Source organism: Acinetobacter sp. Root1280 (assembly GCF_001425285.1).
Taxonomy (GTDB): Bacteria; Pseudomonadota; Gammaproteobacteria; order Pseudomonadales; family Moraxellaceae; genus Acinetobacter; species Acinetobacter guillouiae.
The window spans coordinates 23,943-45,150 of sequence record NZ_LMED01000007.1 but is presented as its reverse complement, the minus strand read 5'-3'; the positions used below and the strand labels follow the sequence as shown (position 1 = coordinate 45,150).

Annotated in this window: 16 protein-coding genes; 13 read left to right on the top strand and 3 right to left on the bottom strand. The window is 42.4% G+C overall.

The annotated features are described in order from the left end of the window. Positions 1–4: 4 nt before the first annotated feature. Genes ASC84_RS07285 through ASC84_RS07265 form a run of 5 tightly spaced genes read left to right on the top strand, consistent with a single transcriptional unit; the run spans position 5 to position 5,850 of the window. Positions 5–1,024 carry an alpha-ketoacid dehydrogenase subunit beta gene (locus tag ASC84_RS07285; RefSeq protein WP_004717558.1) on the top strand — a complete coding sequence of 340 codons (1,020 nt, stop codon included), beginning with the start codon at positions 5–7 and terminating at the stop codon, positions 1,022–1,024. Between the two features lies 1 nt (position 1,025). After that, a complete protein-coding gene (locus ASC84_RS07280) occupies positions 1,026–2,561 on the top strand; it encodes a 2-oxo acid dehydrogenase subunit E2 (RefSeq protein ID WP_056513089.1) in 1,536 nt (511 codons plus the stop codon). A 10-nt stretch (positions 2,562–2,571) separates the two neighbouring features. Next, positions 2,572–3,972: a dihydrolipoyl dehydrogenase gene (gene lpdA, locus ASC84_RS07275; RefSeq protein WP_056513087.1), complete on the top strand. Its 1,401-nt coding sequence runs from the start codon at positions 2,572–2,574 to the stop codon at positions 3,970–3,972. 11 nt (positions 3,973–3,983) lie between these two features. Then, the gene (locus tag ASC84_RS07270) at positions 3,984–4,769 is read left to right on the top strand and encodes an acetoin reductase (protein ID WP_056513084.1); all 786 of its coding nucleotides are present in this window, start codon (positions 3,984–3,986) and stop codon (positions 4,767–4,769) included. A gap of 22 nt (positions 4,770–4,791) precedes the next feature. After that, positions 4,792–5,850, top strand: a complete 1,059-nt coding sequence (locus ASC84_RS07265) for a 2,3-butanediol dehydrogenase (protein ID WP_056513081.1) — start codon at positions 4,792–4,794, stop codon at positions 5,848–5,850. 118 nt (positions 5,851–5,968) lie between these two features. Here the strand turns inward: ASC84_RS07265 and ASC84_RS07260 are convergent, their stop codons facing one another. Further along, positions 5,969–7,426, bottom strand: coding sequence for an amino acid permease (locus ASC84_RS07260; protein WP_056513078.1), 1,458 nt, complete (start codon positions 7,424–7,426; stop codon positions 5,969–5,971). 415 nt (positions 7,427–7,841) lie between these two features. Continuing rightward, positions 7,842–9,347, bottom strand: coding sequence for a PLP-dependent aminotransferase family protein (locus tag ASC84_RS07250; protein WP_056513072.1), 1,506 nt, complete (start codon positions 9,345–9,347; stop codon positions 7,842–7,844). 304 nt (positions 9,348–9,651) lie between these two features. Between ASC84_RS07250 and ASC84_RS07245 the strand changes: the two genes are divergently transcribed. From ASC84_RS07245 to ASC84_RS07235, 3 genes are all read left to right on the top strand, one after another. Next, a complete protein-coding gene (locus ASC84_RS07245) occupies positions 9,652–10,977 on the top strand; it encodes a hypothetical protein (RefSeq protein WP_227515104.1) in 1,326 nt (441 codons plus the stop codon). Positions 10,978–11,255: 278 nt separating this feature from the next. Beyond that, on the top strand, positions 11,256–12,518 hold the full coding sequence (gene gabT / locus ASC84_RS07240; RefSeq protein ID WP_056513068.1) for a 4-aminobutyrate--2-oxoglutarate transaminase: 1,263 nt from the start codon (positions 11,256–11,258) through the stop codon (positions 12,516–12,518). A 16-nt stretch (positions 12,519–12,534) separates the two neighbouring features. Then, the gene (locus ASC84_RS07235; RefSeq protein ID WP_056513066.1) at positions 12,535–13,983 is read left to right on the top strand and encodes an NAD-dependent succinate-semialdehyde dehydrogenase; all 1,449 of its coding nucleotides are present in this window, start codon (positions 12,535–12,537) and stop codon (positions 13,981–13,983) included. A 167-nt stretch (positions 13,984–14,150) separates the two neighbouring features. Here ASC84_RS07235 and ASC84_RS07230 read toward each other — a convergent pair whose 3' ends face one another. Further along, positions 14,151–14,771 (bottom strand): TetR/AcrR family transcriptional regulator, encoded by a 621-nt coding sequence (locus ASC84_RS07230; protein WP_056513063.1) that lies wholly within the window; start codon positions 14,769–14,771, stop codon positions 14,151–14,153. A gap of 213 nt (positions 14,772–14,984) precedes the next feature. Here ASC84_RS07230 and ASC84_RS07225 point away from each other — a divergent pair, with 213 nt between their 5' ends. From ASC84_RS07225 to ASC84_RS07205, 5 genes are read left to right on the top strand one after another with little or no spacing between them, the layout of a single operon-like run. Further along, a complete protein-coding gene (locus tag ASC84_RS07225) occupies positions 14,985–16,790 on the top strand; it encodes an ABC transporter ATP-binding protein (RefSeq protein WP_056513059.1) in 1,806 nt (601 codons plus the stop codon). Further along, positions 16,784–18,553, top strand: coding sequence for an ABC transporter ATP-binding protein (locus ASC84_RS07220; protein ID WP_056513057.1), 1,770 nt, complete (start codon positions 16,784–16,786; stop codon positions 18,551–18,553). Before ASC84_RS07225 ends, ASC84_RS07220 begins: the two co-directional genes overlap by 7 nt. Continuing rightward, entirely contained in the window at positions 18,553–19,497 is a 945-nt protein-coding gene (locus ASC84_RS07215; protein ID WP_056513055.1) for an ABC transporter permease, read from the top strand. The genes ASC84_RS07220 and ASC84_RS07215 overlap by 1 nt, the downstream gene beginning before the upstream one ends. Positions 19,498–19,514: 17 nt before the next feature. Continuing rightward, positions 19,515–20,441 (top strand): iron chelate uptake ABC transporter family permease subunit, encoded by a 927-nt coding sequence (locus ASC84_RS07210; protein ID WP_056513052.1) that lies wholly within the window; start codon positions 19,515–19,517, stop codon positions 20,439–20,441. Beyond that, positions 20,438–21,208, top strand: coding sequence for an ABC transporter ATP-binding protein (locus ASC84_RS07205; protein WP_056513049.1), 771 nt, complete (start codon positions 20,438–20,440; stop codon positions 21,206–21,208). The genes ASC84_RS07210 and ASC84_RS07205 overlap by 4 nt, the downstream gene beginning before the upstream one ends.

The following is a 21,208-nucleotide window of genomic DNA, read 5'->3' as shown; positions in this document are numbered from 1 at the left end:
AGCAATGCCAAATAAAAGTTATCGAAACGCGATTAAAGAAGCGATTGAATCAGAAATGCGCCGTGACCCAAGCGTGATTGTTGTCGGTGAAGATGTCCGTGGCGGGCATGGCGGTAAAAATACGGATGACAATAAACTCGAAGGCTTTGGCGGCGTACTTGGTGTCACCAAAGGGCTATGGACAGAGTTTGGTTCAGAGCGTGTGATTGATACCCCGATTACTGAATCTGCAATTATTGGAATGGCAGCAGGGGCTGCTGCAACAGGTTTACGACCTGTGGCTGACCTGATGTTTATGGACTTCTATGGCGTATGTCATGACATGTTGTATAACCAAGCGGCCAAATTTCGTTATATGTTTGGTGGAAAAGCTAAAGCGCCTTTGGTGGTTCGAGGCATGATCGGCGCAGGCTTTTCTGCTGCCGCACAACATTCACAATCCCCGTATAACGTGTTTGCTGCTGTACCCGGTTTAAAAGTCGTGGTGCCATCTAGTGCGTATGATGTAAAAGGCTTATTGATCCAAGCCATCCGTGATGATGATCCCGTGGTTTTTTGTGAACATAAATTGCTTTATGACATCAAAGGTGAAGTTCCTGATGAACCATATACCATCCCTTTTGGTGTAGCAAATTACACCCGTGAAGGAACCGATGTCACGATTATTGCGCTAAGTTTAATGGTGCATCGTGCCAATGAAGTCGCGGATAAGCTTGCCAAGGAGGGGATTTCTGTAGAAGTTGTCGATCCAAGAACGATTTCTCCACTGGATGAAGAAGGCATTTTAGAGTCTGTTGCGTCAACAGGGCGTGTGGTGATTGTTGATGAGTCTGCTGCCCGTTGTGGTTTTGGGCATGATGTGGCTGCATTGATTGCACAAAAAGGCTTTCATTATCTCAAAGCACCCATTGAACTGGTGACACCACCGCATTCACCTGTGCCATTTTCACCCGTATTAGAAAAACAATGGCTACCAAGTGTAGAACGTATCGAACAGGCTGTACGTAAAACGTTGGAGGCTTAGGATGAGCGAAATTAAAACTTTAGAAATCCCAAAATGGGGTTTGTCGATGGAAGAGGGCACCATTGCCCAATGGTTGATTCAAGAAGGTGAGCAGTTTAGTAAAGGACAAGAAATTTGTGAAATTGAAACCACAAAAATCGTCAATGTCCTTGAAGCACCGTTTGATAGTACCTTGCGTAAAATCACTGCCAATAATGGCGATACTTTAGTGGTTGGCGGGATCATTGCAATTTGTGCAGATGCGCAAGTTTCTGATGCTGAAATTGATGCCTTTGCTCAATCTTTGGCTGGTGCACCTATTGTCAATGAAAGCAAAACTGTCGAAGTGGTTAATGAAAAGCAGACGGCAACTCAGCCTGAAACCAAGACACAAGCTGTGCCTAAACAGAATCGTACTGAGCAGGTATCAAAAGCTGTTGCCCAAAATGGCTATGTAATTCCTGCGGCATTACAAGGTTACCAACATGTTGAGGATGTTTTTGCAACACCGCATGCCTTGAAATTGGCTGAAAAGTATGAAGTGAATTTGGCGCTGGTTTCAGGCTCAGGGCGTGAAGGTCGTATCAGTGTGCAAGACATTCAAACCGCAGTTCAAGCTGCGGGTGGATCATGGCCCGATATTCGACAGCAACCGAGTGGTAAAGTGGCGAAATCTAAAGCAGATGATAGCCAAGTGTTGGCAACACCAGTTGCACGTCGTTTAGCCAAACAATGGGGCATAAATTTACATGACTGCCGTGCGTCAGGTTCCAGAGGGCGTATTTGTAAGGAAGATGTTGAAGCAGTTTATCAGCGTGAAAACCCTGCACCTACTCAAAATAGCGCTGATGTAAAGCTGACTGAAGCGGCGAAAGTGACCACCATTGCGATGAATGGTATGCGTAAAGCCATTGCTTCACGCTTACAGGCAGCAAAACGTAATGCACCACACTTCCGTTTAACCGTAAATTTAAATGTAGATGCCATTCAGGGATTACGTCAGCAAATTAATGCCACTGTGCCGCAAGTGAAATTGTCAATCAATGACATGCTGATTAAAGCGGCAGCAGCTGCATTGATCAAAGTGCCGCAGGTCAATGTTCAGTTTGATGAAGAGAATCAGCAGATTTTGCAGTTTGATCAGGCGGATATCTCTGTTGCTGTAGCGATTGAGAATGGCCTTATCACTCCAATCATTAAAGCTGCTAATACCAAGTCTTTGGCACAAATTTCCAATGATATGCGTGATCTTGCAACACGTGCCAAAACCGGCAAATTGGCGCCTGATGAATTTCAGGGCGGCAGTTTTAGTATTTCGAATTTAGGTATGCTCGGCGTTCAACAGTTTGACGCGATTATTAACCCACCCCAAGGTGCGATTTTAGCTCTAGGTGCAGCAGAAAAACGGGCAATTGTTGAAAATGAGAACATCGTGATTCGACAGATGGTTACCGCGACCTTGTCTTGTGATCATCGGGTGATTGATGGTGCGTTAGGCGCACAGTTCTTGGCAGAATTTAAGCAGTTTGTTGAAAATCCTGCATTGATTTTGGTGTAGGAGCATGAGCATGTCAGACACACAATTTGATCTTATTGTGATAGGCGCTGGTCCAGGGGGCTATGTGGCTGCGATTCGCGCAGCCCAACTGGGCTTAAAAACAGCGATTGTTGAAGAACAGCATTTGGGTGGTATCTGCCTAAATTGGGGCTGTATTCCAACCAAAGCTTTATTGAGTGGCGCGGCACTTGCACAGCAATTTAAACATTCACAACAGTTTGGTTTTTCTTTGGAGGCGATTGATTTTGATATCCAACAACTGGTACGTCATAGCCGTCAGGTGTCTGAACAGTTGGTACAAGGGATTGGGCAATTACTGAAAAAGAATCAAGTTACTGTTTTTAATGCAAGCGCTCAATTTATCGCGAAAGAACGCTTAGAACTGACTGATGCAAAGGGGCAAAAACAACAGATTTCTGCACCGCATATTATTGTGGCAACGGGTGCTAGAGCCGCCAATTTAGCGCATGTTCCTGTCGATGGACAGCATGTCTGGAGTTATAAAGAGGCTTTAGTCCCAGAACAATTGCCGAAATCACTTCTGGTGATTGGTTCAGGGGCCATTGGCAGTGAGTTTGCCAGTTTATATCAGGACTTAGGCTGTCAAGTCACCTTGGTTGATATTGCCAAACAGATCCTACCCAGTGAAGACATTGAAGTTGCCAAATATGTGCAAAAGCAATTTGAACAGCATGGCATGACGGTTTTGACTGAAGCCGCTGTACAAAACATCGAAATCGCCAAGGGCCAAGTACATTGTCATGTTGAAACTGCAACAGGTGTACAAACCATCACTGTTGAAAAAGTCCTTTCCGCAATCGGTGTGCAACCCAATACTCAAAATCTGGGTTTAGAAACATTGGGTATTGAGTTTGAGCATGGTTTTATCAAAGTTGATCCGTGGTGTAAGACCAATGTGGTTGGAGTGTATGCCATTGGTGATGTCGCAGGTGCGCCATGCTTGGCACATAAAGCCAGTCATGAAGCAATTTTATGTGTGGAGAAAATTGCTGGGCTGACGCATGTACATGCTTTAGATCGTAGCCAAATTCCAGGGTGTATTTTTACCCATCCGCAGGTGGCAAGTATTGGGCTAAGCGAGCAAAAAGCCAAAGCAGCAGGTTTTACAATCAATGTAGGTAAATTCCCTTTACAAGCCAATGGTAAAGCTTTGGCTTTAGGCGAGACCACAGGATTTGTAAAAACTATTTTTAATCAAGAAACAGGGGAATTGTTGGGGGCACACATGGTGGGTCATGAGGTCACTGAACATATTCAGGGCTTTGCCATCGCTAAATATTTAGAAGCCACTGATGAAAGCCTAGCACAGGTTATTTTCCCACATCCTACGTTATCTGAGGCGATGCATGAGTCGGTTTTATCGGCAATGCAACGTGCAATCCATATTTAAGGAGTCGCAACATGCCTAGAGGTCTAAACAATAAAGTCGCATTAATTACAGGTGCCGCACAGGGCATAGGACGCGGTATTGCTTTACGCTTGGCACAAGAGGGCGTACATATTGCCTTGGTTGATCTTCACCAAGAAAAGTTAACTGCTGTTCAGCAAGAGATTCAAGCATTTGGGGTAAAAGCCACCACATTTATTGCAGATGTTGCTGATCCTGTACAAATCAGCAGTGCGATTGATCATGCAGAATCGACATTAAATGGCTTTGATATCATTATTATTAATGCAGGGATTGCCCAAGTCCAAGCCTTGGCGGAGGTGAGTCCAGATGAATTTAATCGGATTATGAATATCAATGTAGGTGGTGTGCTGTGGGGAATTCAGGCCGCTGCCGATAAATTTAAACAGCGCCAGCATTCTGGCAAAATCATCAATGCATGTTCGATTGCTGGGCATGAAGGTTTTGCCTTGCTTGGTGTCTATTCAGCCACTAAATTTGCCGTTCGTGCCTTAACTCAAACTGCAGCAAAAGAATATGCCAGTGCTGGTATCACGGTAAATAGTTACTGTCCCGGTGTAGTCGGTACAGATATGTGGGTGGAGATAGATCAACGTTTTGCTGATATCACTGGTACACCCGTTGGTGAAACTTATCAGAAATATGTGGATGGAATTGCTTTAGGACGTGCCGAAACCCCAAATGATGTTGCCGCATTGGTTGCTTTTCTAGCCAGTGAGGATGCTGACTATATTACTGGACAGTCAATTTTGACCGATGGCGGAATGGTTTATCGTTAATACTGGAATGAGGAATGCATCAATGAAAGCAGCTCGTTTTTATGATAAAGGGGATATCCGTATTGAGGATATTCCAGAACCACAGGTACAACCAGGAACCGTTGGAATCCAAGTCGCATGGTGTGGTATTTGTGGCACAGATTTACATGAATTTATCGATGGTCCAATTTTTATTCCTCCGTGTGGTCATCCGCACCCGATTTCAGGTGAAGCTGCACCCGTGACCATGGGGCATGAGTTTTCAGGTGTGGTGTACGCTGTCGGGGATGGCGTGGATGATATTCAGGTGGGGCAGCATGTTGTGGTTGAGCCTTATATCATTGCAGATGATGTTCCGACTGGACCACATGACAATTATCACTTGTCAAAAAATATGAATTTTATTGGTCTAGGTGGTCGCGGTGGTGGGCTATCTGAAAAAATTGCGGTACAACGCCGTTGGGTACATCCCATTTCTGACCAAATTCCCTTGGATCAAGCCGCATTGATTGAACCTTTATCTGTCGGACATCATGCTTTTGTGAGAAGCGGGGCTCAGTCTGGCGATATTGCCTTGGTCGGTGGAGCGGGTCCGATTGGATTGTTATTGTCTGCAATTTTAAAGGCCAAAGGCTTAACAGTCATCATTACCGAGCTCAGTGCAAAACGTAAAGAAAAAGCCTTAGAAGCAGGTGTTGCCGACTATGTGCTAGATCCATCTCAAGTGGATGTTGTGGCTGAAGTAATGAAAATCACCCAAGACCGTGGGGTAGATGTGGCTTTTGAATGCAGTAGTGTCAATAAGGTCATGGATACACTGGTGGCAGCCATGAAACCGACCGGTGTGGTGGTGATAGTCTCAATCTGGAGTCATCCTGCAACGATTAATGTGCATAGTGTGGTGATGAAAGAGCTGGATATTCGCGGCACGATTGCCTATGTCAATGACCATCAAGAAACCATTCGCTTGGTTGAGCAAGGTAAAATTAATTTAGAACCCTTTATTACCCAAAGAATTGCTTTAGATGATTTGGTTTCGCAAGGCTTTGAAACCTTGATTCATAACAACGAATCTGCGGTCAAGATTATTGTGCATCCTTAGTATCGAATGCGCCTTTATTCAATGCCAATATTGAGTCAGCAAGCACACAATGAAAATGATCTGTGAACAAATATGAATGTTGTTCACAGATCGATTTAAGCTGATCTCTGCTGTTGTATTAAGAGTTATTGTCACTGAGCTTAACGTTGTTTTGTGAAGCCTTATTATTTAAGGATTGATGAACGCCCCAATTAAACTTTTGTGCGCAAATCCCAAGGCCTACGATAAGTAAGGCCAGTACACTGGTGTATGCAACTTCTTTAAAATAAGTTCCTTCAATAACCATTGTAATTAATGCACCAATAATAAAGACAATCACCAGATAGGTCAGCCAAGGGAATAACCACATTTTAAATGGAATATTTTCACCTTCGGCTTCGAGTTTTTTACGCAACTTTAATTGTGAAAAAGCAATTGCAAGATACACATAGAGAGATACTGTACCTGTTGTCAGCATGAGTACATCATAAATATTCATACTTTCAGTCGCGGTAAAATAAACGGCAACGAATGAAAACAGACTTGAAAAAATGACACCAATCCATGGGCTGTTATTACGATTGGTCAATGCAAAGCTCTTCGGTGCATCTCCTCGTTTAGAAAGCGAATATACCATGCGAGAGCAGGTGTAAAGCGCCGAGTTAAAGCAACTACATACTGAGGTCAACACCACAAAATTGACAATATGGCGTGCTTCAGGAATACCCAGTGCTGTTAGGGTTACACTGTAAGTCCCCCAAGTTGGATCTTTTAATAAAGGGTTGTTATGTGGAATTAAGCAAACAGTAATCAACATTGAGCCGACATAAAATAAAATGATCCGCCATACGATTGAGTTGGATGCTTTGCGGATTTCTTTGGCTGGATTTTTGGTTTCAGCGGCTGCAACAGTCACAATTTCTGCGCCCATATAGGCAAACATTACACCGAGCAAGGCAGTAATGACTGAAGAAAAGCCATTCGGCATAAACCCTTCAGCTGTTAAATATGTAACACCACCGACCATAGTGGCATCACCCCAAGGCCATATATGTAAGATGGCTAAACTTCCGATCACCAAGAATAGAATAATGGCAATGACTTTGATTAAGGCAAACCAAAACTCAAATTCGCCATAGTTTTTAACATCACGTAAATTAATCCAAACTAAACTTACAATAACAAGGAGCATATAGCCCCAAATGGGAATAAATGGAAACCAGTTATTGAGAATTTTGCCTGCAACAAAGGCTTCCCATCCCATTAGTAAAGTCCAAAAGGACCAATACAGCCAGCCAATCGAAAATCCGGCCCAACGACCAATGGCACGGTCTGCATAAGTTGAAAATGAGCCACTGTCAGGATTCAGTACTGCCATTTCACCCAGCATACGCATGATCAGTAGAACCAATAATCCGCCGAAAGTGTAGGCAAGGATTGCAGCTGGTCCTGCATCGTAGATCACATTTCCCGAACCAACAAATAATGCACCGCCAATTACACCGGCAATCGAAATCATGGTGAGGTGGCGAGATTTAAGTCCATTTTTTAAGCCTTGTGACGAATCTAGCTTGGAAGTAGATTGATTTCCAGTCATATTATTTCCCTTAATATCAAGCATATAATTACAATTGAGCGCTATGCTATTTTTTAATGATCTATCCTTTGAAATGTAGCTAAGTGATTAAGCACTGAATGAAGATGAGGTTAACTTTGCTCAATCGCATGTTTTGTAAACAGGGGAAGGATTACCCTTTGGCGACTAAACTGTTTACATACTTTTTATGTATTCGATTAATTTGGCTTTTTTGTTATCAGGTGACGAGAGCCACTTTTTATCTATTCAAAGGAGCCAATTATTTTAAAAATGTGAAAAAGGCGAGGAAAAAATATGTACAGAAAAATCAAGTTGTTCAATAAAATGAACAATATTCTATGGTTTTGTTGATGTTTTAACGCGGGTAAAAATGAAGTTAAACTTCAAAATGGAATTTTAATGGATCTCTGATTTTTTAATAATTGAGTGTCGGAATACCAGCATCACGTAAGCATTTCAGCAAAATACCGAAAGCGACAAAAATAGCTTGTTCATTAACACAGGCGAAACCGAGTAATAGACCTTTCTGTTGAGTAGAATATTGTTTTGTATAGTATTGTGACAGTGCTCTGACTTTTACCCCTTGATCAAGCGCGTTCGAGGCAATCAAAACATCATCACTGTGACTTGGTAATTTTAAAATTAGGTGTAAACCTGCTGCTGTATTGTATTCGTGTAGGAAATCTTGCCCTAAATGGCGGTAAATTAAATCAATTAAAAATGCATGGCGTTTGCTATAAAGTAAACGCATACGTCGAATATGTGCGCCATAATGCCCCTCACGAATAAACTCAGCCAATACTTTTTGATCGATTAAATGTCCTCCTCGATAGAGTTCTGCTGAGACAATGCGTAATGGTGAAAACAGTTTTTTGGGTACGACCAAATAACCAATACGTAGCGCTGGATAAATGGTTTTACTGAATGTTCCCATGTAGATGACGGGTGAATCTGGTTCTAAGCCTTGTAAAGAGGGATAGGGTTGTCCTGAAAATCTGAACTCACTGTCATAATCATCTTCGACAATCCAGCTTTGGTGTTGACGTGCAAACGCGATCAGCTGTTTTCTACGTTCAAGACTTAGATGTGAACCCAATGGATACTGGTGAGAAGGCGTAACGAAGATCAGCTTAGGTGGGCATTGAGGATTAAGGTCTGGAATAATCCCATCTTGGTCAACTGGCAATGAACGTAAATTAACCCCATTAATGCGTAGAATATTGCGGGCTCCCCAATAAGCCGGGTCTTCGATCCAAACTTCATCACCGATATCAGTCAAGGTTCGCGAAACTAAATCAATAGCTTGGTGGGTACCTTCAGTAATGATGATTTGGTCTGCATCGCATTGAACTGAACGCGCAATTTTGAGGTATTCCGCGAGTTCCTGACGTAGCTCCAAACTGCCACCAGCATTGCTATAAATTAATTGATTAATTTCTGGTTCACGGCTTAAACGGGTCTGAATTCGGCTAAAAATATGATGCGGAAATTCAGTTACATCAGGTTCGCCTGGTACAAATGCCCCCCATTGGTAGGGTGATGCAGCAGAATAACCGATTAAGTAAGAACCACGTTGAGATAAGCTGTAACTTTGCTGAGATTTTTTTTCTTGAATGGGCTGATGGGGATTTTCTGCTTTGACTAAAAAAGATTCAGGTAATTCGTCTGCGACCCAAGTCCCTTGCCCAGTACGGGCATTTACATAACCTTGTGCTTGTAATTGTTCATACGCGCTTAACACGGTATTGCGAGAAACTTTAATTTCTTTTGCCAAGTCACGCGATGCTGGTAAACGAGTTTTAGGTGCCAATACACCATCAATTATGGCATTGCGTAAGCAGCGAAATAGCCGTAACTGCAAGGTTCCATCGATATCTTGCTGCAATCGTTGTAGTAAATAATCTCCAAGCAAGCTACGCAATTGGCTCTCTCCTACAAATTGAAAATGGCTCTCGTGGGCACAATGTCAACACGTGCAAAATGATCTAGTCAGACCATGATTGTAAAATTTTACTTCATCTCTGGCTAAAAACACCAACCAGTAAATGGCAGAAAAAAATATACACAGATCTGACTAAAAGCCCAAGCAAAAAAATCAAGCTTATTTTTTAGATCAGATTGTGCTGCTAAAACTTAGGGAATCGTAAATATCAACAAGGCTACATCAGTTTTAGTTTTTTGCAGTCGCGAGGAAATGCGTCTACATACAAAAATAGGATTATATAATGAACAGGATAGTGAGCGATCTTACACATAAGCAACAAGGGGCAATTACTTGGAATAATGATCTTCAGCCATCTGCATATTTTGATGCACTTAGCGAAGATCAATTTAGCAAAAAGAGAGGCATGCTGAACTGCCAGAAGTGGAGTCTAAGGCCTGATATTCCAGTAAAATTGATTTTGTTGGTTACGCTACTCAGCTTAATGACAATATCTACAGCTATTTATGCAGAGGATCTTTCTTGGGGAAATGCTGATACGGCATTGGGAAAACTGACGGTATCAGGGTGGGTACGTGCGAATTACCAAGATAAAGATTATTCGGACAGTGACCATAAATTAAAGTTTAATGCTGCGAAACTCGACTTAAAATATGATGCCAAGACCTTGTTTGGCGGCGTGGAATATCGTTGCTATCAAAATGATACCTTGTGTGATTTTTCAACTTTGGTCAATGCCAATCTTGGTTATAAGTTAAGTGATACGAGCAGGATTAGGCTTGGATTGCAGGATATGCCCTTTGGTATAGGTCGTTTCTGGACCAGTAGTTGGTACGGGAGTTTAATGGACAATGCTGGTTTAGAAGATGTGCATAATCTAGGAATCAATTGGCAGCAGCAACTCAGCACCAATACTGTTTTGGACTTGGCTTATTTTGCTCGTGATGGCGGAAGTTTTGCAGGGAGTGGTGGAGATTCAGCACGTTATGCAGCCAATTATGTTGAGCCTGAAGATACATCGACAGAGAATATCGAAGAAAAAAATATGTGGCTTGCACGGATTAATCAGAAAATTCAGTTCGATGATTATCCTGTTCAATTGAATGTAGGGGGATCGTATTGGTATTCGGATTTGGAAAATAATAGCAATGGGCAAACGGGTCATCGTCATGCATGGAATGTTTTTGGTCGCTTAAATTACCAAAAGGCGAATTTAACCTTGACCGCTGGGCAGAATCGTAGTGATACCAAGTCATTAAACGCTACAGACTATACAACGGTTGGTTCATTTGAATCTAAATATTTTGTTGCGAACAAAAGCAACTACTATGTAGCGAATATTGATTATCATATCAATGATTTTTATAGAGATTATGATATTACCCCTTATTATAGCTATACCGTGTTTGATAAAAATAAGTCAGGTTTTGCCACATCAACCCGACAAATCCTTGGTGCACATATGGACATAAAGCAATTTTCGTTAGCAGCAGAATATATCGTGGGGAAAAATGATGTATTTATTGGTGGTGACGCCAATTCTCTAGCAAAGGGAGATGCATCGGGGCAGAGCAAACTCCTTAATTTACTGTTTATTTATAGTTTTTAGTTTTTTCGCATAACTTAAAAAATGGCACCCTTTTAAAAGGTGCCATTGTTTATCAGCTAATTTTAAAGCTAAGATTTATCAGTATTTATTGAATTTTAATTTTATAAAAAATAGAGCAAGTGTATACATTGGCTCTCTCTCACTTAATTAAAGTGGCTCTCGTTTCATACCCATAAAAGCGCACAATAAGACAAATCAACATGTCATTTGCATATCATCAATTGGGTGATATGGATGCTGAAATTTTATCATGTATGAATCAAGATTGAGGATATAAAATGGACAGTAAACACTCTGCTTTGAATACGCGTAAACAGCAGGCAACAGCTCGAGGAGTTGGTGTCATGTGTCAATGGTATGCGGAGAAAGCAGAAAATGCGACAATTTGGGATCTTGAAGGCAATCAATTTATCGATTTTGCTGGTGGAATTGCGGTACTCAACACAGGTCATCGTCATCCTAAAATTATTGCTGCTGTTACTGAACAATTAACAAAATTTACCCATACAGCATATCAAGTTGTACCTTACGAAAGTTATGTATCGCTTGCCGAGCGTATTAATCAACGCGCCCCGATAGATGGTCCTGCAAAAACTTCATTCTTTTCTACGGGCGCAGAAGCTGTAGAAAATGCAGTAAAAATTGCTCGTTCATATACACGTCGCCACGGTATTGTAACTTTTGGAAATGGATTCCACGGTCGCTCATTTATGACCATGGCAATGACTGGTAAAACAGCACCTTATAAACGTGATTTCGGTGTGATGCCTGGAGGCGTTTTCCATGCGCGTTATCCAGTAGCGTCGAAAGGCATTACGATAGATGACGCAATTCAAAGCATCGAAGATATTTTTGCTGAAGATATTGCTGCACATGATGTGGCTGCAATTGTACTTGAACCTGTGCAAGGGGAAGGTGGCTTCAATGTGGCCCCAGCGGAATTCTTAACGCGTTTACGTGCACTATGTGACTTGCATGGTATTTTGCTGATCGCAGATGAGGTTCAGTCTGGTTTTGCGCGGACAGGAAAATTATTTGCTATGAATTACTATGAAGCTAAAGCCGACCTCATCACTATGGCAAAAAGCTTAGGTGGTGGTTTCCCTATCTCAGGTGTAGTTGGTCGTGCTGATGTGATGGATGCACCGAATCCTGGCGGGTTAGGTGGTACTTATGCGGGCAATCCAATCGCGGTTGCTGCAGCACATGCAGTTATTGATGTTATTGAAAGTGAAGGTCTATGTGATCGCGCCAATGTATTGGGTGCTGAGTTGGTTTCAGTATTAAATACAATTAAGTCCACCACCAGCATTGTTACCGATATTCGCGCTTTGGGTTCAATGGTTGCAATTGAACTAGAAACAGCTGAACAAGCAAAAGCAATACAGACGCATGCAATGGAAAATGGCTTACTGATTTTAACCTGTGGCCGCAATGGTAATGTCATTCGTTTCTTATACCCATTAACGATTCCAACAGCGCAATTCAAAGATGGTCTCGCTATTTTAAAACAAGGGTTTGCAACGCTGGTTGCAGCATAAGAAATGGGGGATTGAAATGCTTCAAGATCATTTGAAATATTTATTACAACATGCAGATATTCACTTTGAACAACCGTTAAATGGTGGCTACATCGAAGTGAGTGATGCTGCAACTCATGCGCCATTAGCATGGGTGAAAGTATCTGATCGTCAAGCGGTCGAACAAGCAATTAGCCGTTCACAAGCTGCACAAAGGATGTGGAAAGCAAAAACAGCCTTGCAGCGTGCGGATGTGTTGTGGGCGTGGTACAACTTGATTTTGCAAAATCAGGAGCAACTCGCACAAATCTTGACCGCAGAGCAAGGTAAGCCTTTGTTGGAAGCACGTGGTGAAATTACTTATGCGGCATCATTTATTCGCTGGTTTGCCGAACAGGCGCGTCGTATTGATGGTGAGGTGCTTACCCCAACACAGCCAAATCAGCGTTTGCTGATTATTAAGCAAGCGATTGGGGTAACAGCTGCGATTACGCCATGGAATTTCCCAGCGGCGATGATTACCCGTAAAGCTGCGCCTGCGATTGCTGCGGGTTGTTCGATGCTGGTTAAGCCTGCGGAGCAAACGCCATTAACGGCATATGCCTTAGAAGTCTTGGCAGTGCAAGCGGGTTTGCCACAAGATGTATTGCTTCATATCAGTGGTGATGCAATTGAAGTCGGTAAAACACTGTGTGAAAGTGATACTGTTAAAAAGCTGAGTTTTACGGGTTCAACTCAAGTGGGCAGTATTTTAATGCAACAGTGTGCGCCAACAATCAAAAAATTATCACTGGAGCTTGGTGGCAACGCACCAGTATTGGTTTTTGATGATGCCAATCTGGCACAAGCCGTACAAGGCATTATGCTGAGCAAATTCCGTAATAGTGGTCAGACCTGTGTTTGCGCGAATCGTATCTATGTACAAGATGGTATTTACGATGCATTGGCTGAAAAATTGACGGCTGCTGTGGCGAACTTAAAAGTTGGTGATGGTCGTCAAGAAGGCTCAACTCAAGGCCCTTTAATTGATGAAGATGCTGTTGCTAAAGTGCAATCACATATTGCAGATGCAATCAGCAAAGGGGCACAGATTAAAATTGGTGGAAAACGTTCAAGTTTAGGGGGAACTTTCTTTGAGCCGACGGTGTTAACTGAGGTGACTCAAGACATGCACGTTGCAAAACAAGAAACCTTCGGTCCTTTGGCTGCATTATTCCGTTTCAGCAATGAAGAACAAGCCGTAGCAATGGCAAATGATACTGAGTTTGGACTGGCGACTTATGTGTTTACACAGAGTTCAGCACGTCAATGGCGTGTAGGTGAAGCCTTAGAATATGGCATGGTTGGTATTAATACTGGTGCTATTTCAAATGAAGTTGCGCCATTTGGTGGAATTAAACAATCAGGTCTAGGACGTGAAGGTTCTAAATTTGGTATTGATGAATATCTCGAAATGAAATATCTATGTGTGGATTTATCTGCATAAATACGTTCTTTTCATCATGCTTTATACTTTTTTAAAAATCAGTCTTGCCCATTCAAGACTGATTTTTTTAATTTAGGAAAAATTTAATTTGTAGCTTAGCTATTCTGCAATGAGCTTAGCGAATCAGCTGTTAAAGACAGCCTGATTCAATAAAGTTTTATATCTGGTTATTTTAAATCATCTCTTTCATTGATCATGGTTAATGCCCCAATGATTAATGCTTCCATACTCTGGATAAATTCTGCCTCCATTTCTGCTTCTTCAGCGGCACGTTGGGTGTCTTTAATCGGTTCTTTACCCGCCACAGAATAAATCGTATCTGCAACCGCGATACAGTGAAATGCAATGGTTGCATTTAACCAACCCGCCTGCTTTTCAGAAAGAGAATAAGCCGCCGCAACTTGATGATGATGTTTTTCAATTTTGGTAATCATCGAAGGTGTAGATGCCATGCGACGAATTAAATAGGGGGTAAAGCCGGGGTTGGACTTCACCAGTTCTCGAATTGAATGCATAAATTCAAACAGATATTGTTTTAATGGAATCGGATTTTTTTCTAAAGGCTGCGGTATTTCCCAACGAATAAAAATTTCTTCTGCAATCAAATATTTGAGGTCTTCTAAACTGGCAATATGTTTGTATAACGCCATATGACTGACCCCAAGTGCAGCCGCAACACCAACAAATGTAAGGTTCAATAAACCGATCTCAATCCCAGCATTCATGATGCGTTCATGGGTGATGGTACGTGGGCGACCGCGAGAAGACGGTTTGCTCAGAGAAGACATATTTATTCCGTAAAAATTAATTTTTTAATGTTGCCATGTGAATGGATGAGGGTCAAATCGTTTACTTTGCTTAATTAGTTTACTACAATGCAACTAAATCTATTGATATTAATTCTCATTATTGTTTGATGGCATGTCTAGCGGAGTTTTAGTCAGAATCAACTGACCAAAAGCGGATGGATGTGAACGATCAGACACAGGATTTTTACTGTTATGTGTGCAAGTCATGTAAAAAAAGTTCAGGCTCAGTATTCAAATCCATTGAATTTTATATTGCATCCAATTCGACTCAAATTAATTTTGGCTTCGGTCACGGCAGCGGTTGGTTCAATGCTCACCTTGGTGCCTTTGATCGCGATTACATGGGTGATCAGTACTATATTTACCGAAGTAACTACACTCGGTGGATCACAACAGGGTGACGATAAAATCCTATGGATGATGTTACTCAGTATTGGGTGTTTGTTGCTCGGCATGCTTTTGTTGACCGTCAGTGAGTTAATCGCGCATTTGGCGGATCATGAAATTACTGGGCAATTGCAAAGCAAGATAACCCAGCATCTGACCCAAGTTCCTCTGGGATGGTTTACAGGCAGAAGTTCGGGAGAAGTTAAACAAATCATGCAGGATGACATTGGTCTACTGCATAGTTTAACTGCACATTTTTATCCCGCTGTTGGACGTGCATTCGGCACAATTAGTGTTGCTGTAATTTTTCTATTGATGATGGACTGGCGCATGGCAATTTTAGCATTATTGCCATTTTTAGGCTTTGTCATATTTTTACGCAAAGCCATGCGTGCTAGTGGAAATAATATTCAGCAATTTGCCAATCAGCTGGGGCAGATCAATAGTGCCGCTGTTGAATTTATCCATGCGATACCCGTCGTCAAAACCTTTGGCAAAAGTGGTCAGGCTTCACAGGGCTATCAGCAGGCCGTTCATTCATTTGCAAATGCTTTTCGAATATTTACTCGTCCCTTAGTTAAATCTATGGCACATGCCCATGCGATGATTTCACCGATCACCATATTAGGTGTTGTACTGCTGAGTGGAACACTATTGATTTCTTTGGGTTGGCTTAAACCCATAAATTTACTGCCTTTTATGTTGATTACACCAACCATCTGTGCTCCCGTTTTATTGTTACATACCTTATTACATGATCTACAGGCCAGTCAGGCTGCCGCACAGCGAATTTTGGCATTATTGGATACACCAGTATTGCCGATGGCCAAAGGGAATCCACAATTACAGATTAAAGACAGCAGTATTGATTTTCATCAAGTCAGCTATGGCTATACAGCGCAGCATCAAGTGCTATCTGATCTTAATTTTTCACTTAAGTATGGAACCATCACCGCAATTGTCGGTCCATCGGGTGCAGGGAAGTCAACCATTGCTCAGCTGTTGCTACGCTTTTTTGATCCTGTTGCAGGAACGATCACGCTTGGTGGCGTAGATCTACGCGATATTCAAACCACCACACTTTATCAACAGATAGGATTTGTTTTGCAGGATACCCGTCTCATTCATGCCAGTGTACGTGACAATATTGCACTCGGACGTCCAAATGCTAGCCAACAAGAAATAGAACACGCAGCAAAGGCTGCAAATATTCATGATCGCATTATGGCGTTTCCACAAGGCTATCAATCTATTGTGGGGAAAGATGCTCAGTTGTCAGGGGGTGAACGACAAAGGATCAGTATTGCCAGAGCAATTTTACTGGACCCACCGATATTGGTGCTGGACGAGGCCACAGTTGCTGCTGATATTGAAAATGAAATTGCAATTCAGGATGCACTTTCAAAATTTGCCCAAGGTCGAACCCTTTTAGTTATTGCACATCGTTTAGATACCATTATGAATGCTGACCAAATTCTTGTCCTTGATCAAGGACAAATTGTTGAACAGGGTACCCATGAGGCGTTGTTCGCTCAGCAAGGTTTATATCATCAATTATGGTCCTATACCGAAAAGCATGTTCACACGCAAATGGAAGAAGCATCATGCTAAAAACCTTTTCTCAATTGCTGGGTGATGATGTCACTATTCTTCACCGTTATCTGGCGATGGCAGTTGTATATGCTGTGTTTTGTGGCCTGAGCCTGATCATGTTGGCGTTGATTTTGTCTCAATTGATGCTTGCTAATCTTGATCAAATGGCGCTTTGGCTGATCTTATTATTTTTTGCAATCATCCTGTGTTGGTGTCTTCGCCGCGTAGTGGAGCAAATGGGAATTGCTGTTGGTATTGCTGTTTTAGAAAATGCCCGTCTGCGTTTGGGGCATCATGCCGCAAGTCTACCAGTCGGTTGGTTTACCCAACAAAATACCACTCAATTCAATCATCTTGTCACTCAAGGCATGATGTCGGTTGCGCAATTACCAGCACACGTTTTTACCCCTGTGATTAGCAGTGTGATCACGCCTTTGGTCATTGTCATCGCATTGTTATGTATACATGGTGTGTTCGGCTTGATTGCATTGGTTGCGCTTCCGTTGATTGTGCTGGTCTTTCGATTGACCAGTAAAATTGCTCGTTTTACAGATGAGCGATACCAACAGAGTTTTGCTGAAACAAGCCAACGTATGGTGGAGTTTGCGCAAGCTCAATCCGTTTTACGTGCTTTTAATGGTGAAGGTCGTAGCACCCGATTTATTCATCAAGCCGTAGACCAGCAACGACATTTCGGTTTAAAGCTTATTTTAATGTCGTCCTTATCTGCGGTATTGAATAGCTGGGCCATTCAAATTGTGTTTGCGGTATTTTTGATTGTTACGGTGTTTTGGCTAAACATCCACAGCACAAATCAGCTCTTATTGGCAGACATTGTCAACATTACCGTTTCACTGCTCCTCGTTTGTCGATTTATTGACACCTTGCTTGAGGTTGCAAGCTATAGCGAAGTATTGCGTAGTGCAGGCAGTCAACTTGAAGCCATACAACAGATTTTTAACGCCAAAGCATTAGTACAAGTTGAGATTTCTAAAAGCCCCAATGATGCATCGATTGAATTTAAAAATGTTCAATTCCGTTATGCAGAGGATGAGCCTGATGTCTTAAAGGGTGTGGATTTATATATCCCCTCAGGCAGTATGATGGCGCTGATTGGTGCTTCTGGTTCTGGAAAAACCACTTTAGCCAAGCTCGTTGCTCGTTTTTTTGATGTCAATCAAGGGCAAGTGCTGTTAGGTGGGGTGGATGTCAAGCAATTACGTTATGAACAACTGACTACACAGATCAGTCAAATCTTCCAAGACAACTATTTGTTTTCGGGCTCGATTGCTCAGAATATTCGTATGGGTAAAGCCAATGCAACCGATGATCAGGTGATGCAGGCAGTCCAGCAAGCGGGCATCACAGAAATGCTGGCGCGTCTTCCTGATGGTCTTGAAAGTATGGTGGGAGAAGGTGGTGTACGATTATCAGGCGGTGAACGACAACGGATTACCATTGCACGCGCGTTGATTAAAGACGCACCTATTCTTTTGGTGGATGAAGCAACTGCCGCTTTAGATGCAGAAAATCAGGCGATTATTTGTGAATTGCTGAATCGCTTACGGGGGCAAAAAACAATATTGGTGATCGCACATCAACTCTCGACAATTGCCGCTGCAGATCACATTGCGGTATTAGAAAAAGGCCGAGTGATTGAGCAGGGAACACCCGCACAATTACGCTTGTTGCATGGACATTATGCCCGTTATTTAGCGCAGGGGCAGGCGGTTAAAGGATGGCGACTAGGCAAAAATGTACAGGTCGGAGAGCATGCCTAATGCCTGTCGTTTTATTGTTACTGTTTGGTATGTTGTGCATCGCATCCTTACTACTCGGTGCTCAGCAAATCGCATGGTTAGACTTATTTTCTGCATCCAGTGATGCATGGCTCACCCTTAGTGCAAGTCGGATTCCACGTTTGATCACGATTGTATTAACGGGTGTGGGCTTGTCAGTGTGTGGTGTGATCTTACAGCATATTGTCCGAAATCGTTTTGTTGAACCGGGTACAACTGGGAGTTTGGATGCCGCCAAGCTTGGAATTTTAGTGTCATTAACCCTTATTCCAGCCGCAAGTGTACTCAGTAAAATGCTGTTTGCGATGCTTTTTTGTTTCCTTGCCAGTCTGATTTATATCGCCATCATTCGCCGTATCCAATTTAGGAATACCGTTTTAGTGCCTGTGATTGGTTTGATGTATGGCGGCATATTGAGTGCATTGGCAGAGTTCTATGCTTATCGCAATAATATTTTGCAGAGCATGCAAGGCTGGCTGATGGGGGACTTTTCAAGAGTCATTCAAGGCCACTATGAAATGATTTATATCATTTTGCCCATCGTGGTACTGAGCTATATTTTTGCTCATCGCTTTACGGTACTGGGGATGGGCGAGGAAATGGCCTCAAGTCTGGGGCTAGGCTATGCAAGGATGGCTGCAATTGGCTTGTTGCTGGTTGCAATCACTGTTGCAGCAACGGTGATTACCGTTGGCGCTATTCCTTTTGTAGGATTGGTGGTTCCCAATCTGGTTGCCTTGATGTATGGCGAAAACTTGGCAAAAACCTTACCTATTGTGGCTTTGGCAGGTGCTTCTTTACTGCTGGTCTGTGACCTTATCGGACGTTCTGTACTTTATCCCTTTGAAGTGCCGATTGGTTTAACTGCAGGTGGTGTCGGTGGGGTTTTATTCCTGATGTTGATTCTGAGGGGGCTTCGATCGTGACAAAGTTGAAGCTATCGATGCTGGTATTCGGCGTAATGGTGCTGGCGGTATTGTTTGTCTTTCTATATGCAGGATTTGATTTTGCTTATGTCATTCCGCAACGGCTGGTTCGGCTCGCCAGCATCGTGCTTGGCGGAATATGTATTGCATTTTCTTCGATTATCTTTCAGACCATCGTCGGCAATCGTATTTTAACCCCATCCATCATGGGCTATGAAGCCGTCTATTTGTTATGGCAGGTCATGTTGCTGTTTTTTCTTGGCACTTCTGGATTGTCATGGCTGGGTTTAAATGGAAATTTCTTTGTTTCAATCTTGCTGATGCTGTTTTATTCGTGGGCAATGCACCGTTGGTTGCTGACCCGAGTGCGCAATGATGTCTTTCAACTACTGTTATTTGGCTTAGTACTCACTATGGTGATTAGTACCGTCACTCAGTTTATCCAGCTCAAAATAAGCCCCGGTGAGTTTGCAGTATTTCAAGGACTCAGCTATGCCTCATTTAATCGTTCTCAACCTGAAACATTAATTTATGCAGTGGTGACGGTTGTTATGGTTCTTGGGTTACTGAGAAAAAAATATGCTGTTTTGGATGTGATGGTGCTCGGTCGTGAACAGGCAATTTCATTGGGGATTGATCATCATCAATACGTCAAATTTTATCTTGCCTTGATTGCCGTCTTGGTTGCAATTTCAACCAGCTTGATTGGCCCTACCGCATTTATGGGGGTGTTTATTGCCAATATTGCTTATGCACTCGCCGGAACACATCAACATAAATTTACCTTAGCCATCGGCTGTGTTGTGGCGATTGCCATATTTATTCTCGCTCAGATTTTAGTTGAGCATGTTTTTAATTATAAAACGACAGTCAGTATTTTAGTCAATTTGGTATGTGGTGTGTACTTTCTTGTACTGACAGTTCGTGCCAGAGGTGTTTCATGATTAGGGTGCGTAATATCCATAAATCCTATGGGGGGAAAAGTGTGCTTTCAGATGTCAATATTGAATTTCCTGAAAAGCAGGTGACTTCACTCATTGGTCCAAATGGGGCGGGTAAATCAACTTTATTGATGATGCTGGCGAATTTATCGAGCCCTGATCAAGGTCAAATTTTATTTCAGCAGAAAGATATTACCCAGATCCGAACGGCTGAATATGCCAAATATGTTGCAACCTTACGACAGTCTCCAAGCTTTAACTTACGCATGAGCGTAGAAGAACTGGTGTCTTTTGGGCGGTTCCCTTATAGCGGTGGTGCTTTGACCGCAAACGATCATCAGGTGATTGATGAGGCGATTCAATTTCTAAATTTAGAAGCATTACGTAAAGCCTATATCGATGAATTGAGTGGAGGCCAACGGCAGATGGCTTTTCTGGCGATGACCATTGCTCAGCAGACTGAGGTGCTTTTATTGGACGAGCCTTTAAATAACCTTGATATGAAACATGCTGTTCAGATCATGCATGCATTACGTCGTTTATGTGATGAACAGGGGCGTACCGTGATTCTGGTGATTCATGACATCAATTTTGCAGCGAATTATTCTGACCATATTGTTGCCTTGAAGAACGGCAAACTACGTTTTAGTGGCCCAGTCAAACAGGTGATTACTGCGCAACAATTAGATGATTTGTATGAACTTGATTTTGAAATTACCTACAGTGAACAAGGCTGTATGTGCAACTACTTCAACTCAACAGGAGCTTGA

What these genes read in the sequence shown, in the direction of transcription:
- ASC84_RS07285 (WP_004717558.1), top strand. Translation starts at nt 5, where the DNA reads ATGCCAAATAAAAGTTATCGAAACGCGATTAAAGAAGCGATTGAATCA.
- ASC84_RS07280 (WP_056513089.1), top strand. Translation starts at nt 1,026, where the DNA reads ATGAGCGAAATTAAAACTTTAGAAATCCCAAAATGGGGTTTGTCGATG.
- lpdA (WP_056513087.1), top strand. Translation starts at nt 2,572, where the DNA reads ATGTCAGACACACAATTTGATCTTATTGTGATAGGCGCTGGTCCAGGG.
- ASC84_RS07270 (WP_056513084.1), top strand. Translation starts at nt 3,984, where the DNA reads ATGCCTAGAGGTCTAAACAATAAAGTCGCATTAATTACAGGTGCCGCA.
- ASC84_RS07265 (WP_056513081.1), top strand. Translation starts at nt 4,792, where the DNA reads ATGAAAGCAGCTCGTTTTTATGATAAAGGGGATATCCGTATTGAGGAT.
- ASC84_RS07260 (WP_056513078.1), bottom strand. Translation starts at nt 7,426, where the DNA reads ATGACTGGAAATCAATCTACTTCCAAGCTAGATTCGTCACAAGGCTTA.
- ASC84_RS07245 (WP_227515104.1), top strand. Translation starts at nt 9,652, where the DNA reads ATGAACAGGATAGTGAGCGATCTTACACATAAGCAACAAGGGGCAATT.
- gabT (WP_056513068.1), top strand. Translation starts at nt 11,256, where the DNA reads ATGGACAGTAAACACTCTGCTTTGAATACGCGTAAACAGCAGGCAACA.
- ASC84_RS07235 (WP_056513066.1), top strand. Translation starts at nt 12,535, where the DNA reads ATGCTTCAAGATCATTTGAAATATTTATTACAACATGCAGATATTCAC.
- ASC84_RS07230 (WP_056513063.1), bottom strand. Translation starts at nt 14,771, where the DNA reads ATGTCTTCTCTGAGCAAACCGTCTTCTCGCGGTCGCCCACGTACCATC.
- ASC84_RS07225 (WP_056513059.1), top strand. Translation starts at nt 14,985, where the DNA reads ATGTGTGCAAGTCATGTAAAAAAAGTTCAGGCTCAGTATTCAAATCCA.
- ASC84_RS07220 (WP_056513057.1), top strand. Translation starts at nt 16,784, where the DNA reads ATGCTAAAAACCTTTTCTCAATTGCTGGGTGATGATGTCACTATTCTT.
- ASC84_RS07215 (WP_056513055.1), top strand. Translation starts at nt 18,553, where the DNA reads ATGCCTGTCGTTTTATTGTTACTGTTTGGTATGTTGTGCATCGCATCC.
- ASC84_RS07210 (WP_056513052.1), top strand. Translation starts at nt 19,515, where the DNA reads ATGCTGGTATTCGGCGTAATGGTGCTGGCGGTATTGTTTGTCTTTCTA.
- ASC84_RS07205 (WP_056513049.1), top strand. Translation starts at nt 20,438, where the DNA reads ATGATTAGGGTGCGTAATATCCATAAATCCTATGGGGGGAAAAGTGTG.